Source organism: Kitasatospora sp. NPDC089509 (assembly GCF_044749365.1).
Taxonomy (GTDB): Bacteria; Actinomycetota; Actinomycetes; order Streptomycetales; family Streptomycetaceae; genus Kitasatospora.
This window is the reverse complement of the sequence record NZ_JBIVHS010000003.1, coordinates 457,213-473,160: the sequence shown is the minus strand read 5'-3', so window position 1 is coordinate 473,160 and position 15,948 is coordinate 457,213. Positions and strand designations below refer to the sequence as shown.

Annotated in this window: 9 protein-coding genes; 1 reads left to right on the top strand and 8 read right to left on the bottom strand. The window is 75.6% G+C overall.

Annotation, left to right across the window (positions count from 1 at the left end):
- Positions 1-12: 12 nt before the first annotated feature.
- Positions 13-5,727: an SDR family NAD(P)-dependent oxidoreductase gene (locus ACIP4P_RS08440; protein WP_400916013.1), complete on the bottom strand. Its 5,715-nt coding sequence runs from the start codon at positions 5,725-5,727 to the stop codon at positions 13-15.
- 134 nt (positions 5,728-5,861) lie between these two features.
- Here ACIP4P_RS08440 and ACIP4P_RS08435 point away from each other — a divergent pair, with 134 nt between their 5' ends.
- Positions 5,862-7,115 carry an RNA-guided endonuclease InsQ/TnpB family protein gene (locus tag ACIP4P_RS08435; protein ID WP_400916011.1) on the top strand — a complete coding sequence of 418 codons (1,254 nt, stop codon included), beginning with the start codon at positions 5,862-5,864 and terminating at the stop codon, positions 7,113-7,115.
- Positions 7,116-7,128: 13 nt separating this feature from the next.
- On the opposite strand, the gene ACIP4P_RS08430 is transcribed toward ACIP4P_RS08435, so the two are convergent.
- From ACIP4P_RS08430 to lanKC, 7 genes are all read right to left on the bottom strand, one after another.
- Positions 7,129-8,943: a fatty acyl-AMP ligase gene (locus tag ACIP4P_RS08430; protein WP_400916009.1), complete on the bottom strand. Its 1,815-nt coding sequence runs from the start codon at positions 8,941-8,943 to the stop codon at positions 7,129-7,131.
- A 90-nt stretch (positions 8,944-9,033) separates the two neighbouring features.
- On the bottom strand, positions 9,034-9,672 hold the full coding sequence (locus ACIP4P_RS08425; protein WP_400916007.1) for a GNAT family N-acetyltransferase: 639 nt from the start codon (positions 9,670-9,672) through the stop codon (positions 9,034-9,036).
- Positions 9,672-10,934 carry a beta-ketoacyl-ACP synthase II gene (gene fabF, locus ACIP4P_RS08420; RefSeq protein WP_400916005.1) on the bottom strand — a complete coding sequence of 421 codons (1,263 nt, stop codon included), beginning with the start codon at positions 10,932-10,934 and terminating at the stop codon, positions 9,672-9,674. Before fabF ends, ACIP4P_RS08425 begins: the two co-directional genes overlap by 1 nt.
- Before the next feature lie 99 nt (positions 10,935-11,033).
- Positions 11,034-12,461, bottom strand: a complete 1,428-nt coding sequence (locus tag ACIP4P_RS08415) for a class I adenylate-forming enzyme family protein (protein ID WP_400916003.1) — start codon at positions 12,459-12,461, stop codon at positions 11,034-11,036.
- A gap of 202 nt (positions 12,462-12,663) precedes the next feature.
- On the bottom strand, positions 12,664-12,756 hold the full coding sequence (locus tag ACIP4P_RS08410; protein ID WP_197972667.1) for a class III lanthipeptide: 93 nt from the start codon (positions 12,754-12,756) through the stop codon (positions 12,664-12,666).
- Between the two features lie 214 nt (positions 12,757-12,970).
- Positions 12,971-13,063, bottom strand: coding sequence for a class III lanthipeptide (locus ACIP4P_RS08405; protein WP_197972667.1), 93 nt, complete (start codon positions 13,061-13,063; stop codon positions 12,971-12,973).
- Positions 13,064-13,145: 82 nt separating this feature from the next.
- On the bottom strand, positions 13,146-15,773 hold the full coding sequence (gene lanKC / locus ACIP4P_RS08400) for a class III lanthionine synthetase LanKC (protein WP_400916001.1): 2,628 nt from the start codon (positions 15,771-15,773) through the stop codon (positions 13,146-13,148).
- Positions 15,774-15,948: the final 175 nt, after the last annotated feature.

Below are 15,948 nucleotides of genomic sequence, written 5' to 3'. Positions count from 1 at the left end.
GTGGCGTGGCCGTCAGCCGTCGGTGGCGGTGGAGTCGCGGTGCCGCAGCACCGCGTCGGCCAGCTCGGCGACCGTGCGGTGGAGGCTGACGGCGGACGGTTTCAGGCCCGGGGCCAGCACCTTGAGGCGGCGCAGGACGGTCATGCTCATCAGCGAGTCCAGGCCGAAGGCGTGGTAGTCCGCGTCCGGGTCGAGGGCCTGCGGCGGGTCGATGGCCAACGCCCGGGCCACGGCGGCCTGGACGTGGCCGACGACGACCTCCCGGCGCCGCTGGGCAGTCGGGGCCGCTTCGAGCAGCGTGAGGACGTCCTGCTCGGCGGGGGCGGCCGGGTGGGGGCTCAGGCCTGGGCGAGGGTCCGGGTCCGGGTCCGGGGCGAGGTGGTCGGCCAGCAGCGGGACGGGCGTGCGCAGGCCGTAGGCGGCGGCCACGGCGGACCAGTCGGCGTCGGCGACGACCAGCTGGGCCCGGCCCCCGGCGAGCGCGCGGTCCAGGGCGGCGGCGGCCGTCGCGCCCGTCATCAGCCGCATGCCGGTGGCGGTGATCGGCGGGTGGAGGGCGGCGTCCAGTCCGTCCCGCCACGGTCCCCAGGCCACCGCCAGGGCGGGCCGGCCGGTGCGGCGGCGTTCCTGGACCAGCGCGTCCAGCCAGCAGCTCGCGGCGGCGTAGTGGGCCAGCCCCTGGGAGCCCAGCAGGCCGGTGGTCGAGGAGAAGCAGACGAAGTGCTCCACCGGGTGGTCGGCCGTCAGCCGGTGCAGGACGTCGGTGCCGTGGACCTTCGGCCGCAACACCGCCGCCACCCGCTCCGGGGTGAGCTCGGCGATCGGGGCGACGTCCTCGGCGAAGGCGGCCTGGACCACGCCGCGCAGCGGCGGGAGTCCGGTGCCGAAGCGCGCGAACAGAGCGCGCATGACGGCCTCGTCGGTGACGTCGGCGGCCACCTCGTGCACGGTGACGCCCACGGCCCGCAGCCGTTCGACGGTCGCCACGACCGGGCCCGCCGCGCCGGCGGCGCCCCGGCGGGAGACCAGCACCAGGTGCCGGGCGCCGAGCGCGGCGAGCCGGTCGAGCACGGCGGGCCCGGTTCGGCCGGTGGCTCCGACGACCAGGTGGCTGCCGTCCGGGTCGAGGCTGACGGCGGCGCCGCGCGCGGCGTCCGGGCGGGCGGTGAGCCGTGGGGCGTACCTGGTCCCGGCGCGGTGGGCGCTCTGGGTGCCCGTGCCGGGGGCGGCGGCCAGTTCGGCGGCGAGGGCGCGGGCGGCCCGCGCCGCGTCCTCGGGGCCGGCGGGCGCGGCCAGGTCGACCAGGCCGCCCCAGGCGTCGGGGTGCTCCAGTGCGGCGCTGCGGCCGAGCCCCCAGAGCGCGGCGTGCGCCGGGTCCAGGGGGGTGTCGGAGCCGGGCTGCTGGGCGTGGGTGGTGACGATCCACAGTCGGGCCCGGCCCGCCCCGGCCACCGCGCGGACCAGCCGGGCGGCGTCGGCGGTCAGCCGCACGGCCGCGTCCGGGGCCGGTCCGCCGGGCGCGGGCAGGTGGACGACGTGCCGGACGTCGTCGGTCAGGGCGTCGGTGAGCTGTCCATCCGTGCTCTGTCCGTCGGCGATCCGCCCGTCGGTGGTCCGGCAGTCGGTGGTCCGGCAGTCGGTCCCCCGGTCGCGGAGCAGGGCGGCGAGGGCGTCGGCGACCGCGCCGCCGCCGACCAGCAGCACCGGCCCCTCGGGCGTGCCGTCCGCCCGGCCGGCCGGGGCGTCCGCCGTCAGCGGCGCCGGCCGCCACTCCACGGTGTGCAGCCACCCGGCGGGCACCCGCACCGGCCCGGCGTCCACCCGGCGCACCCGCACCCCGCGCGCCCTGGCGACGGCCGAACCGCCCCGGTACCAGTCGAGTTCGGCGAGCAGCGCCGGTCCGTCCGGGTCTCCGGTGACCCGCGCCCGGACGGTCAGCGGCCCGGGCACGCGGTCCGGGCCGACGGCCAGGCCGTCGAGGCCGACCACCGTCCACCCGCCGGTGCCTCCCGTGCCGCCGGACGGGAGCGCGGCGGGCAGCGCCTGGAACGCGGCGTCGAGGGCGGCGACCCCGTCGGCCGGGAGCCCCGGCAGTGCGTCGGCCAGGACGGCGCCCGGCCGGGGGCGCAGCGCGCCCAGCGCGCGGAGCGCGGGGCCGTGCACCAGTCCGGCGGCGGCCAGGGCGGTGTAGTGGGCGGCGGCGTCCAGCGGTTCGCCTCGATCCACCGCGTCCGGGTCCACCGCGTCCGGGTCCGGGGCGTACGCGTCCAGGGCGTACGGGTCCTCGTGCACCCGGGCGGAGGCGTGGCGGTGCCAGTGCCCTTCGGCGTCCTGGGAGTGGACGTCGAAGGCGGCGGGCGCGGTGCCGTCCTCCGCCGGGCGGAGGGTGAGTTGGAGGGCGCGGACCGCGCCGTCGAGGACGAGCGGCTGGTGCACGGTGAGGTCGCGGACCTCGGGGGCCGCCAGCCCGGCTTCCCGGGCGGCGGTCAGCGCGAGCCAGGCGTAGCCAGCCAGTGGCACCAACTCGGCGCCGTGCAGCAGGTGTTCGCGCAGCGGCCGGAGTGCGGGCCGGTCCGGTGCGGGCTGCCAGAGCCGGGTGCCGGGCCAGGCGGCGGGGGTGATGACCGGTCCGAGCGGGCCCTCGGGAGCGGCGGCCGGGAGCTCCGCGACGGGAGCCGGGGCCGGGGCCGGGACGGGGAGCGCGGCCCGGACGGTGGTCCAGTGCCGGGTCCGCCGCCAGGCCATGCCCGGCGGGTCGGTGGGCGGCCCGCCGGGGGTGAACCGCGGCCAGTCGGGGGCGAGTCCGTGGCAGTACAGCCGGCCGAGCGCGCCGAGGAAGCTGCGGTACGGGTCGCGGTCGCGCAGCAGCGTCCCGGTGACCAGCACCCCGTCCTCGCCGTCCAGCGTGGCGGCGGTGTCGCGGGTCAGCACCGGGTGCCCGCTGAGCTCGACGAACACGCCGTACCCGGCCTGCCGGGCCGCGCGGACGGCGGCGGCGAAGTGCACCGGGGCCCGCAGGTTGTCGCACCAGTACGCGGCGTCGCAGGCGGGTTCGGTGCCGAGCCGTCCGGCGACGGTGGAGAAGAACGGCAGCTCGGGCCGGCGGGGTGTCAGGCCGTCGAGTTCGGCGCGGAGCAGCGGCAGCAGTTCGTCCATCTGCGGCGAGTGGGAGGCGACGTCCACCTGGACCGGGCGGGTGTCGATGCCGTCGGCGGCGTAGGCGTCCCGGAGGGCGTCGATCCCGGCCGGGTCGCCGGCCACGACGGTGGAGTGGTCGCCGGGGACGACGGCGACGGTCACCGAGCCGTCGGGGACGGTCCGGGCCAGTCGGGCCGCGACCTCCTCGGCGGGGCTCTCGACCACCGCCATGGCGCCCCGCCCGGCGACCTTCAGCAGCAGCCGCGAGCGCCGGCAGACGACCCGGACGGCGTCCTCGACGCCGAGCGCACCGGCCACCACGGCGGCCGCGACCTCGCCCATCGAGTGGCCGACGACGGCGGCCGGGCGCACCCCGTGGGCGCGCCAGAGCGCGGCGAGGCCGAGTTGCACGGCGAAGATCAGCGGCTGGACGACGGAGACCTCGGCGGGCACGGTGTCGGCCCGCAGCACCGCGTGCAGCGAGAACCCGGACTCGGCGGCGACCAGCGGTTCCAGCTCCTCGACGGCCCGGCGGAAGGCGGGCGCGGTGTCGTACAGGGCGCGGCCCATCCCGGCCCACTGGGAGCCCTGGCCGGAGAACAGCCAGACGGGCCCGGCGGGTGCGCCGGCCCGCCCCTGAGCGGAGCCGGATACGGCGGGGCCTGACACCGCGGGGCCTGACACCGCCGGGCCGGCTACGGCGAGGCCCGGTACGGCGGCGCCGGCCAGGTGGTCGGCGAGGGCCCGCCGCAGTTCGCGGGCGTCGCGGGCGGGCACGGCGAGCCGCTGCGGCTCGTGCGGGCGCCGCACGGCGAGGGTGTGCGCGAGGTCCGGCAGCGGGACGTCGGCGCCGGGGCCGGCCAGCCAGTCCGTCAGTCGGCGCAGCCGCTCGGCCAGCGCCTCCGGCGAGCCGGCCGAGACCGGCACCAGGTGGACGCCGGCGCCCTCGGGCGCCTCCGGTCCGGCGGGGGCGGACGGCGGGACCGGGTCGGGCGACTCCTCGACGATGACATGGGCGTTGGTGCCGCCGAAGCCGAAGCTGCTCACCCCGGCCCGGCGGGGCCGGTCGGTGCGCGGCCAGGGGGTGGCGGCGGTGACCACCCGCAGCGGCAGCCGGTCGAAGGGGATCAGCGGGTTGGGGCGGTCGAAGTGGAGGCTGGCGGGCAGGGTGTCCCGGCCGAGGGCGAGCACGACCTTGATCAGGCCGGTCACGCCGGCGGCCGCCTCCAGGTGCCCGAGGTTGGTCTTGACGGAGCCGATGAGCAGGTCGCGGTCGCGCCCGTCGAGCAGGACGGCGGCGAGCGCGGAGGCCTCGACCGGGTCGCCGAGGGCGGTGCCGGTGCCGTGGGCCTCGACGTAGTCGACGTCCGGCCCGGTGAGGTCGGCGGCGGCCAGGGCGGTGCGCAGCAGCTCCTGCTGGGCCTCCGGGTTGGGGGCGAGCAGTCCGTTGGAGGCGCCGTCCTGGTTGACGGCGCTGCCGCGCAGCACGGCGAGCACCCGGTCGCCGTCGCGGCGGGCGGCGGAGAGGGTCTTGAGGACGACGACGCCGCAGCCCTCGGCCCGGCCGTAGCCGTCGGCGTCGGCGGCGAAGGTCTTGCAGCGGCCGTCGGCGGCCATCACGCCGGCCTCTTCGAAGTTGACCGTGACGGACGGTGAGAGCAGCAGGTTGACGCCGCCGGCCAGGGCGAGTTCGCTCTCGCCGGAGCGCAGGCTCTGGACGGCCTGGTGGACGGCGACCAGCGAGGAGGAGCAGGCGGTGTCCACGACCAGGCTGGGGCCGCGCAGGCCCAGCGTGTAGGAGACCCGGTTGGCGATGACGGCGAGGGCCGAGCCGGCGCCGGTCCAGGCGTCGATGCCGGACAGCTCGGCCATCTGGGCGGCGCCGTAGTCGGAGACGGAGGCGCCGACGAACACGCCGGTGCGGGTGCGGGCGAGCGAGCGCGGCGGGATGCCGGCGTGTTCCAGGGCCTGCCAGGCCACTTCGAGCATGAGGCGCTGCTGCGGGTCGGTGGCGGCGGCCTCGCGGTCGGACATGCCGAAGAAGGCGGGGTCGAAGGCGGCCGGGTCGTCGGTGAGGTAGCCGCCCCGGGAGGGGGTGCGGTCCAGGACGGCGCGGGCGGCCGGGTCGAGGGCGCCGAGGAGTTCCCAACGGCCGGGCGGGGCCTCGCCGATGGCGTCGCGGCCGTGGGCGAGCAGCTCCCAGAAGCCGTCCGGGTCGGCGGCGCCGCCGGGCAGGCGCAGCCCGAGGCCGATCACGGCGACGGGTTCGGCGGCGGTGGGGGCCGGGAACGCCACGGAGACCGGAGCCCCGGCGGCCGCCGGCCCGTCCGGGCGGGTGAGCCGGCGGGCGAGCGCCTCGACCGTCGGTGCCTCGTAGAGCAGGGCGGGCGAGAGCGCCCGGTCGAGCAGCTCCTCCAGGGCGCCGGAGAGTTCCACCACCCCGCGCGAGGTGAGGCCGAGTCCGGCCAGCGGCTGGTCGGTCGGGACGTCCGCCGCGGCGAGGCCGAGGCGGTCCGCGAGCCAGTCGACCAGCCAGTCGCGCACCGTCGCCTCGTCCGGGACCGTACCCGTACCTGGCTGTCCGTTCACCTTTGTTCTCCCAGGATGCTCCGGCCTTTGAGCCGGGGAGGAATGGGTCTTTGGACCGGAGCCGCGAAGCGGCGGATTGATCTTTGGGGGTTTGGGCGGGGGGCGTTGTCGGTGGCCTTCGGTAGGTTGGCCCTATGCACCTCAGGTACTCCTATCGCCTCTATCCGACGGCGGGTCAGCGCACTTTGCTGGCACGGACGTTCGGGTGTGCGCGGGTGGTGTACAACGACGCTCTCGCGATGCGGAAGGAAGCGCGGAGGGCCGGGCAGCCGTACCCCAGGAGCACGGATCTTCAAAAGCTGGTGATCACGGCGGCGAAGAAGACAGCCGAACGCGCATGGCTGGCGTCGGTCGGGGTGGACCCGCTGATCCAGTCCCTTCGGGACCTGGACACGGCGTACCGCAACTTCTTCGACTCGGTGTCGGGCAAGCGCGCTGGTCGGCCGGTCGGTCTGCCCCGCTTCAAGTCGCGCAAGGACAACCGACAGAGCGTGCGGTTCACCCGCAACGGATTCCGCATTCGTGGCAACGGGAAGCTGAACCTGGCAAAGATCGGCGACGTTCGGGTGAAGTGGTCCCGCGTGCCCCCGGCTGATCCGTCGTCGGTGACGATCGTGCTCGACCCGGCCGGGCGGTACCACGCCAGCTTCGTCGTGGACGTGGAACCCGAGCACCTGCCCGTAGTGCCCGCCGAGATCGGCATCGATCTCGGCCTGACCGCCTACGCCGTTCTCTCCGACGGCAGTGTGATCGACAACCCGCGCTTCCTCCGTAAGGCGGAGAAAAGGCTCAAGGCCGCGCAGCGGGAACTCTCCCGCAAGGCCAAGGGCAGTAGGAACCAGGCCAAGGCCCGCAGGAAGGTCGCCAAGGCGCACGCCAAGGTGGCCGACACCCGTAGGGACTGGCTGCACAAGCAGACCACCAGGCTTATCGGCGAGAACCAAGCCGTTTACCTGGAGGATCTGAACGTACGCGGCCTCGCAAGGGGCCCACTTGCCAAATCCGTCTACGACGCCGGATGGTCCACCTTCCGGCGACTGCTCGAAGAGAAAGCCGCCCGGCACGGACGCACGGTCGGTATCATGCACCGCGCGTTCCCGTCGTCCCAGCTCTGCTCGGCGTGCGGACACCGCGACGGCCCCAAACCCCTGCAGGTAAGGGAATGGGCCTGTGGTGGGTGCGGCGTTCTCCATGACCGTGACCTCAATGCTGCTCGAAACATCCTGGCCGCCGGGCAGGCGGACAGGCTAAACGCCCCTGGAGGGCCGGTCAGACCAGACGTGGCGATCCCACGCCAGGCACGGTCCGTTGAACGGGGAACCCACCTCGGCGACCTGCGGACCACGGACGTCCGTGCCGCAGGCGCGGGAGGAATCCCCCGGCCTTAGCCAAGGGAGGATGTCAAGACGTCCACCGGTCCGTCTCCAGGTGGTCCAGGGTTCCCAGCCGGTGGCCCTCCGCGCAGGCGTGCCGGCGGACCTTGCCGCTGCTGGTCCGGGGCATGGTCCCGGCCCGTAGGAAGACCACCTCCCGGGGCTCGACGCCGTGCTGCTCGCCGACGGCCCGGCGCACGGCGCGCACCGCCTGGTCGCGGGTGACCGTGACCGGGTGCTCCGGCGGGCGGCGCAGTTCGACGGCCACCGCGAGGTGTTCGCCGCCGCCGTCGATCACCGGGAAGGCGGCGACGGCGGAGACCACCGGGGCCGGGGCGGGCAGGGCGTCGAGTGCGGCCCTGGCGGTGGCCTCGATGTCGGCGGGGTAGTGGTTGCGGCCGTCCACGATCACCAGGTCCTTGATCCGTCCGGTGACGTACAGTTCGCCGCCGTACCGGAAGCCGAGGTCGCCGGTGCGCAGCCAACGGGGTGCGCTGCGGCGGCCGTCGGGGCCGGTGAGGACGGCGCCGAAGGTGCGGCGGGTCTCCTCGGGGCGCTGCCAGTAGCCGTGGGCGACGTTGGGGCCGCTCACCCAGATCTCGCCGACCCGGTCGTCGGCCAGCTCGCGTCCGTCGGCGGGGTCGGCGATGCGGACGTCCACGCCGGGCAGCGGGGTGCCGCAGCCGACCAGCCACCAGGCGTCGGGGGCGTCCGGTGGGCAGGGCCGGGCCGTGCCGTCGACCAGCGCGGGCCGGTCGAACGGCAGGACGGTGGCGCCGCCGACGGCGGAGGTGACACCGAGGGTGGCCTCGGCGAGCCCGTAGCCGGGGGCGTGGCCGGAGGCCGCGAAGCCGCTGGGGGCGAAGGCCTCGGCGAAGGCGCGGACGCTCTCGGAGTGGACCTGCTCGCTGCCGTTGCACAGGGTGTGGAGGCTGTCCAGGCGCAGCCCGGCCCGCTGCTCGGGGGTGGTCCGGCGCACGCACAGGTCGAGGGCGAAGTTGGGGGCGGCGGTCCAGGTGCCCCGGTGGTCGCTGATCAACCGCAGCCATCGCAGGGGCTGTTGGACGAAGGCCAGCGGCGTCAGGTGGACGGCGTGGGCGCCGGTGACGAGCGGCATGGCGACGCCGGTGATCAGGCCCATGTCGTGGAAGTAGGGCAGCCAGGAGACGACGACGTCCCGTTCGGTGAGCCCGGACTGTTCGGCGCTCTGCCGGGCGGCGGCGACCAGGTTGGCGTTGCTGACCAGCACCCCGCGCGGGGCCCGGGTGGAGCCGGAGGTGTACTGGAGGTAGGCCGTGTCGTCGGGCTCGGCCAGGTCGTCCGGGCCGGGAGCCGTCAACTCGCCGTCCACCGAAGGTAGTTCGTCGACGCCGAGGACGACCGTCCCGGCGCCCCGGACGGCCCGGGTCAGGGCGGTGACGGCCGGTGCGGCGTCCCGGGTGGTCAGCACGCAGGCCGGGGCGCTGTCGCGCAGCACGGCCTCCAGCCGGTCGTTGCCACGGTACGGCTCCGGGGCGTACAGCGGGACGGCGACGGCGCGGGCGTACAGGCAGCCGAGGAAGCCGACCAGGTAGTCGAGGCCGTGCGGCGCGCACAGCGCGACCCGGTCCCCGGGGCGGCAGTGCGCGGCCAGCGCGGCGGCGACGGCGGCGGCCCGGCGGTCCAGTCCGGCGTAGTCGAGGGTGGTGGCGACGCCCCGGCGGTCGGTCCCGTGGTCGACGAAGGTCAGTGCCGGTGCCGTGCCCCGGGTGGCGGCCCAGTGCCGGACAGCGTTCGGCAGGTCGCGGCGGGCGGCGTTCGGCAGGTCGCGGCGAGCGGCGGCCGTGGCCGCGGTCTCGGACATGGTGGTGGTGCCTCTTTCGTACGGGGCCGGGGCCCGCCCGGGCGCGGCGGTGACGCGCGGGCGGGCCGGCGCGCGGGCGGTGGCGGCCGGTCAGCGGCGCTCGTGGACGTCGCGCAGGTAGCCGGCGCCGGTGCGGTCCAGGTGTTCCAGGAAGAGCCGCCGGGCCTCGGCCTTCTCCCCGGCGGGCACGACGTCGGCGGCCAGGCCGAGTTCGGACGTGCGGGCGAGCGCGTAGAACTCGTCGCGCAGCAGCGAGCAGACCACCGCGTCCCAGTGCCGGCCGTCGAGGAAGAAGTAGTCGCGCAGCACCCCTTCGACGGTGAACCCGCCGTGGGTGATGATCTGCACCATCTGCCGGTTGTGCAGGCCCAGGGTGAGCTGGACCCGGTGCGCGTTCTTGGCGTGGAACAGGTAGTTGAGCAGCAGCACGTTCGCCTCGACGCCGTACCCCTGGCTCCACAGCCCGGTCACGCCGATCGCCGAGCCGATGGTGTAGCTGCCCTCGTAGGCGAGCGGCCCCCAGTTGACGGCGCCGACCCGGGTGCCGTCGTGGGTGGCGACCATCAGGTAGTGCATGGCGCCCTGCCGGACGGCGTCGCGCAGCAGTTCGGCGGAGAGGAACTGCGGGGATCCGGAGGAGTAGGTGCCGACCCGGCTCCCGGTCCAGTCCACGATCAGCTGGAAGTCCTCGTCGGTGCAGGTCTCCAGGGCCACCAGGTCGCCGCGCATCACGGCTCCCAACGGCGGACCGCGAGGACCGCGTTGTGGCCGCCGAAGCCGAAGGAGTTGGTGAGCGCGGTGCGCACCTCGTGCCGCCGGGCCTCGTGGGGCACGAAGTCGAGCTCCGGGTCCTCCGGGTCCTCGCAGTTGAGCGTCGGCGGGACGATCCCGGTGGCCAGGGTCCGCAGGGTGGAGATGAGTTCGACCGCTCCGGCGGCGCCGATCAGGTGGCCGATCATCGACTTCTGCGAGCTGATCGGGATCCGGGGGGCGTGGTCGCCGAGGACGGCGCGCAGCGCGGCGATCTCGGTGGAGTCGTTGAGCGCGGTGCTGGTGCCGTGCGCGTTGACGTAGTCGATGTCCCCGGGGGTGAGGGCGGCGTCGGCCAGGGCGAGCCGCAGGGCCCGCTGGGCGCCCCGGCCCTCCGGGTGCGGGGCGGAGGAGTGGTAGGCGTCGGTGGTGGCGCCGTAGCCGAGGATCTCGCCGAGGACGGGGGCGCCGCGCCGGATCGCGTGCTCGGCATCCTCGACGACCAGGACACCGGCGCCCGCGCCGAGCACGAAGCCGTCCCGGCCCCGGTCGAACGGGCGGCTGGCGCGGGCCGGTTCGTCGTTGCGGCGGGACAGCGCGCGGACGTTGGACATGGCGGCGACGTCGAGCCGGGTGATCGGGTCGTCGGTGCCGCCGGCGACCACGGCGTCCACCCGGCCGGCCCGGATCAGGTCCACGGCCTCGCCGACGCAGGTGGTGCCGGTGGCGCAGGCGGTGATGATCGCCCCGCTCGGGCCCTCGAAGCCGTACCGCATGGCGATCTCGGCGGACGGGTTGTCCGGGGAGCCGCCGATCGCGTAGGAGGTGGGCACGCCGCGCGGACCGCGCACCCGGAGCCGTTCCAGGGCCTCGATGCCGGCGATGTTGGCACCGTAGCCGGAGCCGACCAGGACGCCGATCCGCTCCCCGCCGCCGGCCTCGGCGGTGAGCCCGGACTGCGCGACGGCCTCGGCCGCCGCGACGACGGCGAACTGGGCGAAACGGTCCATCCGGCGCGCCTCGATGCCGGTCATGAAGCGGGTCGGCTCGAAGCCGGTGACCTCGGCGGCGATCCGGGTGGGCAGGTCGGAGGCGTCGAAGGCGGTGATCGGGCCGACGCCGCTGCGCCCCTCGACCAGGGCGGACCAGTACGCGTCCACCGTGGCGCCGGTCGCCGTGAGGGCGCCGGCGCCGGTGATGACGACGCGTCGGCGCGGCGGGTGTTCAGCGGTGCTGGACATGGGGCCTTCCATTTCGTTCGTACGATCCGGTGCGGTGCGCTCCGGACCGCGGGGTCCGCTCCGGACGGCGGGGTCCGAAGAGCGACGGCGGCCCGGCGGCTACGGCCGGTGGGCGAGGGTGCGCACGACCCGGGCGGTGAGCGCGGGGACGTCCGTCTTGCCCCGGCGGGTGACCGGGAAGCGGTCCACCACCAGGACGTGGTTGGGCTGTTCGAAGGGGGCGAGGTGGGCGCAGATCCGCTCCCGCCAGTGCCGGGCCTCCCCGCCGCCCGGGTCGGCGACCACGAAGACCAGTTCGTGGCCGCGCCGGGCGTCCGCCAGCGGGATGATCTTGACCGGCCGTCCGCAGGCGGCGGCCCGGTGCTCCAGCGCCTCCGGGTAGAGGGTGTGGCCGAGCCGGTGGACGGCGAAGCGCCGGCCCAGCACGGTCAGGTTGCCGGCGGCGTCCAGCCGGCCCAGGTCGCCGGTCCGGTACGGTCCGGCGGCGGGCGGCGCGAGGGTGTCCGGACCGGTCAGGTAGCCCGCCATCAGATCGGGGGTCAGCAGCCGCAGTTCGCCGGTCTCGCCGGGCGGCAGCGGGGCTCCCGTCTCGTCCGTGACCAGCACCTGGACGCCGTCCAGCACCCGGCCGCAGGCGACCGGGTTGTCCGGGGTGGCGAACGCGACGTTGCCGGCCTCGGTGCTGCCGTAGCCGTCCAGCAGCGGCGCCCCGGTGGCGGCCGCGAAGCGCCGGCCGAGGCCGCCGTCCATCGGCGCGCCGCCGGTGCACCAGAGCCGGACCCGGTCCAGGGCGGCGAGCAGGCCGGGCCGGCGCTCGTCCAGGTTGAGCATGCTCAGGTAGGTGGCCGGGGTGGCGTCCACGACGGTGGCCCCGTGGGCGGCGGCCAGCGGCAGCGCGCGGTCGAGCCGGGTGTAGGGGACGGTCAGCAGCGTGGCGCCGGCCATCCGGGCGAGCAGCAGCAGCGACATGCCGTACTGGTGGGAGAAGGGCAGCAGCGGGAGGAGGACGTCCCCGGGGCCGTAGCCCATCATCCGTCGGGTGCGCTCCAGGTTCTCCAGGACGGCCCGGCCGGACTTGACGATGCCCTTCGGCTCGCCGGTGGAGCCGGAGGACCACAGGACGAGCGCGTCGCGGCGCTGCCGCCACGCCCGGTCGGACAGCTCGACCGCGGACAGCGGCGCCGGCCCGGACAGCTCGACCGCCGACAGCTCCGCCGTGGACAGCGCGGTGACGCCGGGCGGGGCCTCGTCCGGGCGGTCCAGGACGGCCCAGCGGATCCCGGCGAGTTCGGCGATCCGGGCGGTGGCCGCCCCGGTGTGCTCGGCGTCGAGCAGGACGACCGAGGCGTCCAGGTGGATCAGGGCGAACAGCAGCGCCGGGTAGAGCGCGGAGTTGCCGGCCTTGACCAGGACGCGGTCGCCGGCGCGGACGCCGTGTCCGCGCAGTGCGCGGGCCACGGCCGCGGCGCGGGCCTCGGCGTCGACGGCCTCGGCGGACCCGAGGGGGTCGGCGATCCTCATGGACATGGGGCGGTCGCTCTCCTGGTGGGTGGGCCGGTACGGGGCGACGGCGGGCGGGCCCCGGCGGCAGGAACGGTCCCGTCGGGGGACGGTCCGGACGGGGAGGGTCCGGACGGGCCCGCCCGTGCGCGGTAGCGTGGACGGGTATGGCGTGAGCCGAATTGCAGTCGGCTCACGCCATACCGCTGTTTCCTCACCGGACGGCGTCTCAGCAGTTCCAGCTGGACGCGCTGGCCGCCATCAGGGCGGTCTCCTCCTCGGAGGTCTCCAGCTCCTGGAGGTCCAGAACGGACTCGGTCATGTCGTACACCTCCTTCCCGGTACTCGGGGGTCGCCGGCCCGGCCTGCGGCCGGACGGTCTCAGCAGCTCCAGCTGGAGACGCTGGCCGCCATCAGGGCGGTCTCCTCCTCGGAGGTCTCCAGCTCCTGGAGGTCCAGAACCGATTCGGTCATGTCGCACCTCCCTCCGGGATGTCGGGGGCCTTCGACCGCGCCGCGGTGCGCGGCGGCCGGTGTCAGCAGTTCCAGCTGGAAGCGCTGGCCGCCATCAGGGCGGTCTCCTCCTCGGAGGTCTCCAGCTCCTGGAGGTCGAGAACGGACTCGGTCATGTCGCACCTCCTCTCGTGGTGTCGCGCGGGGGCCGGGCCCGGTCGGGCACGGCCACGTCCAGGGGGGTGGGCGCGGCGCGGGTCAGCTGCGGCGCGCGGCCACCGGGCGGGGCGTGAAGAAGGGCAGGAACGGCCCGGTGCCGTCGACGGCGGCGCGGATCCCGAGCAGCACCCCGGCGTTGCCGGTGGCCAAGTCCATGGAGAGCCGGTACGACTGGTCGCCGGGGAAGGCCAGCCGGCCCCGGTAGGACAGCTTGTGCCAGGTGAGGCGGCGCAGGTGGCGCTCGACCGCCTCGCGGGCCTCCGTCCCGGGGTCGCGGTGGGCGAGCCGGGCGGCGGTGGCCATCAGGCCGCTGCGGCCGTTCAGCAGGTGCGGTTCGGTGACGTACTCGGTCTGGCAGGCCCGCCGGATGGCCGGCAGCACCTCCTCGACGGCGGGGTCGGGGCGCGCGTCCAGTAGTTCGTCCGCGACCAGCGCGATCCCGCCGCTGCCCACCTCCAGGTAGGCGAGGGTGCGCACGCCCCGGTCGGCCACCTGCACGCTGCCGTTGGAGCGGGTGACCAGCACGGACAGGTCCCGGCGCAGCGCCTCGAAGGCCAGCTCCAGGTGGCGGGGGTCGCCGCCCGCCTGGTGCATCCGCAGCAGGAACAGTGCGCAGCCGGACCAGCCGTGCATCAGGCCCGCGCGGGCGGCCGTCGGGGCGGCCGGGTGGTCCGGTCGGCGCAGCAGCCGTTCGATCCGGTCGGCGCGCGCGGCGGCCTGCCGCAGGTGGCCGTCGTCGCCGTGCCGGCGGGCGAGGTGCAGGTGGGTCAGGCCCTCGCCGGCGGTGCCGGCGTAGAGGCCGGCCGCGGCGGTGTCCGGCGCGTCCCCGGCGTCGGCGAGCAGCTTGGCCGCCTCGTCGTGGTGGCCGAGGCCGTCCAGGACGTACGCGATGCCGTACCGGCCGGTGTAGAGGCCGCGCCGCAGCGGCGGGGCCTCGGCGAGGCGGTCGAGCAGCCACTGCTCGTGCTCGGGGAAGCGTCCGGCGCCGGCGGCGTCCAGCGCCCACAGCACGCCGGCCGCGCCGTGGGCCAGGTTGAGCCCGTCGTGCAGGAACTGCTGGACGTCCCCGGGGAAGAGCCGGTCGGTGCGTTCGGGGGTGGCGCTGAGCAGGACGGCCTGGGCCAGCGAGGTGCTGACGGCGTCCCAGTCCGGTTCCGCCGCGTCGAGGTCCACGTCCAGCGGCGGGTCGAGCAGTTCGGCCCGCCGTCGGACCAGCGCCGCGGGCAGCGGTGACGGCATCGGGGCCGTCCCCGGGGTGGCGGGCGGCGCGGTGTCGGCGCGCAGCCGGGCGATGAAGCCCTCCGGCAGGTCGGCGAAGCGCCGTTCCACCGCGTCGACGGTCTCCGCGAGCTTGGTCCGGGAGAGCGGCAGCAGCCGGTTGACCGGGAGGAACAGCCAGAGCCGGAGCAGGGCGAGGGCGTGGTCGTCGACGGCGGTGCCGGTCACGCCGGGGGGCGCGGTGAAGCCCTGGGCGCCGAGCGTGGGCCGGGCGTCGGGCTCGTCGGCGGCGTAGGCGGCCTCGAAGTCGATCAGTGAGAGCCGGCCGTCCGGGGTGACCAGGATGTTGCCGGGGTGGAGGTCTCCGAAGACCACGCCGCGTCGGTGCACGGCGTCCAGCAGTTTCCCGAGCCGGTCGGCCAGGTCCACGGCCTTGGCGGTGTACTCGGCCTCCTCGGCCCGGCCGGTGCCGAAGTGCACCATGGGGTGGAAGGTGGCCAGCCAGAGCCAGAGGATGTCGCCGGGCATCTTCTCCATGGCGAGGAACTCATGGCCGCCGGCCTCGACGTAGTCGTACAGCTCGGGCACCCCGGGCACGCCGGCCAGCTGCTCCAGGGCCCGGCGCTCGCGGCGCAGCCGGGTGACGGCGTCCTGGCCGGCCAGGTCGAGGCCGGCGCCGGGGCGGGCCTCCTTGAGCACCACCGGCCGGCCGTCGGCGAGCCGCTCGGCGAGGTAGACGCCGCCGCCGTTGGAGAAGTGCAGGGCGCGCAGCACCCGGTAGGGCAGGCCCGCCCCGTCGCGTCGGCGCTCCAGCTGCGGCCGGAGGAAGTCGGGGAGGTCGACCCAGGACGGGGCGTGGCGCCCGGGGCCGCGCCGGTCCGGGACGAGGACGCCGTCCGGGTCCTCGACCGCGAGCACCCGGTCGCCCTGGGCGTCGGTGCAGAAGCGGCGGCGGAAGCCGCCGTAGCGCACGTGCAGCGGACCGGACTCCCAGCGCAGGTCGCTGAGGACGTACGGCCCCTCGCAGTCCGCGAGCAGGGCGTCGAGCTCTTCCAGGGAGTTCCGGAGCTGTTCGTCCCCGACCGGGTAGAGGGTGATCAGCTTTCCGCTGGCCTGCCGGGGCATGTACTTGGAGTTGTAGAGCCGGAACAGCTGGCGGTCGCGCAGGAATTTGAACGGTATTCGGTGTTCGGTGCAGTAGCGCCACACCACGTCGAGGATCCGGTCGGCGTGGCCGGCCAGCGCGGAGACGTGGATCTTCCAGCCCTGGCCGGGAAGTTCGGACCCGTCCGGCTTGAGCGAGACCCAGACGTCCTGTCCGGACCGGCTCCAACCCGCCGGCGCCGGACGGTCCGTCACCGCGAAGCCGTCCTCGGCGCTGGACCAGGCGCCGGGCGTCTCGTAGAACACCAGGTCCGCCCAGCCGTACAGCTGGCGCTGCTCGATCACTTGACCTCCCCGACGGTGCACGACCTGGGTCCTGACGGCCCGCCGACGGCTATCGGTCGGCGGGGCGGTCCCAAGCATGCTGGTCACCACCGGCATGCGCATCATTCCAGCCAGTGAACTCGGCTAGTTCTTTCGTTTACATTCCAGGTCGCCCGAAAGGAGGATCACTTTGCCA